The following is a 1,456-nucleotide window of genomic DNA, read 5'->3' as shown; positions in this document are numbered from 1 at the left end:
GTGAACTGCGCCCCGAAACTTGGACTGAATAAATAGCGACTACGCCGCAAGGGCCCGGTTCCGGAACTCCTCCGGCGTCAGGCCCTTCAATCTTACCTGCCTGCGCCGCGTGTTCCAATGGGCTATGTACCCCTCCAGGTCGCGCTTGAAGTCCCCGAAGCTGCCCCACTCCCTGCCGCGGTAGAACTCGTCCTTCACGTGGCCGAAGAGCTGCTCGGTGGCGGCGTTGTCGATGCAGTTCCCCTTGCGCGACATGCTCTGGGTGATGCCCGCCCCCTCCAGCCTGGAGGTGTAGGACTCGTGCTGGTACTGCCAGCCCATGTCCGAATGCATGGTCGGCGCCGCCCCGTCGGGCAGGGCCTCGAGGAGCCGGTCGAGCATCCTGTGCTGCTGGGCGAGGTCCGGCGAGGTCGATATGTCGCTCGCCACGATCTCCTTCGTGCAGAAGTCGAGCACCGGGGCCCAGTAGGCCTTGGCGCCCGCCACCTTGAACTCGGTGACGTCGGTGCCGAGCTTCTGCCACGGCCCCTCGGCGCCGAAGTCCCTCGCGATGACGTTCTCGAACGTGCTCCCCACGAGCCCCCTGTAGGAGCTGTACCGGCGGCGGGAGCCCCGGCGGCGTATCCCGCACCGGATGCCCATCTCGCGCATCATCTTGAGCACGGTCTTGTCGGCCACGACCGCGCCCAGCTCGGCGCGCAGGCACATGGCTATCTGCCGGTGCCCGCAGCCGTTGGCGGTGCGCGAGAATACCTCGGCCGCGGCGTCGCGCAGCTCGGGCCGGGTCGGCCTCCGCGGGTGCGCCAGCGCGTAGTAGTAGGTCGACCTCCTGAGCCCCGAGCACTCCAGCAGGTGGCGCAGGGAGTGCCCCTCCGCGCGCAGCGCCCTCACCGCCTCGGCCGCCGCCCTGGTCAGAGCCCGTCCCGCTCGACCAGGGCGCGCAATTTTTTTAGGTAGGCGACCTCGGCCTCGAGCCTGCGGCAGCGCTCCTCGAGCTCCTGCTCGCGGGTGCGGGCCCGGGGTTTCGACCTCGACCCCCTCGGTCTGCCCTTCGGGCGGGGCCGCAGCGCCTCGGCGCCGCCCTCGCGGTAGAGCCTGCACCAGCGCTCCAGCGGGGATTTCGACCTGATCCCGAACTCGGCCATGGCGTCGGCCTTCGCCATCCCGTCGTCGACCACGGCCGACGCCGCGGCGACCCTCTGCTCGAATGTGTAACTGGATTGTTTCCCGTCCATGGACAGCAGCGCCTCGCTTCCGAACGCCCGGTATACCCACTGCCATTCTCTCACGGTCTCGCGGGGGACGGACAGGGCCTCGGCCGCCGGCTTGCAGCCGACGCCGGCGTCGAAGAGCTCGACGGCCCGCCTCCTGGACTCCAGATCGTGCTTCGACCTGAGATCTATACTCATGGAAAACCTCCCATTTCCCGATGTCCAAGAAATGGGAGGCAGTTCAC

At 68.3% G+C, this 1,456-nt stretch carries 2 protein-coding genes; both read right to left on the bottom strand.

Annotation, left to right across the window (positions count from 1 at the left end; all coding sequences use genetic code 11):
• Positions 1-39: 39 nt before the first annotated feature.
• Entirely contained in the window at positions 40-891 is an 852-nt protein-coding gene (locus tag DW024_RS09890; RefSeq protein ID WP_233541379.1) for an IS3 family transposase, read from the bottom strand.
• Positions 892-911: 20 nt separating this feature from the next.
• Positions 912-1,456 (bottom strand): transposase (locus tag DW024_RS10320; protein WP_369834752.1); only part of this gene is annotated, 545 nt, incomplete at its 5' end.

The organism is Collinsella sp. AF37-9, from assembly GCF_003475115.1.
Taxonomy (GTDB): domain Bacteria; phylum Actinomycetota; class Coriobacteriia; order Coriobacteriales; family Coriobacteriaceae; genus Collinsella.
Note: the sequence above shows the minus strand (reverse complement) of the source record. Positions and strands in the feature narration are given on the sequence as shown.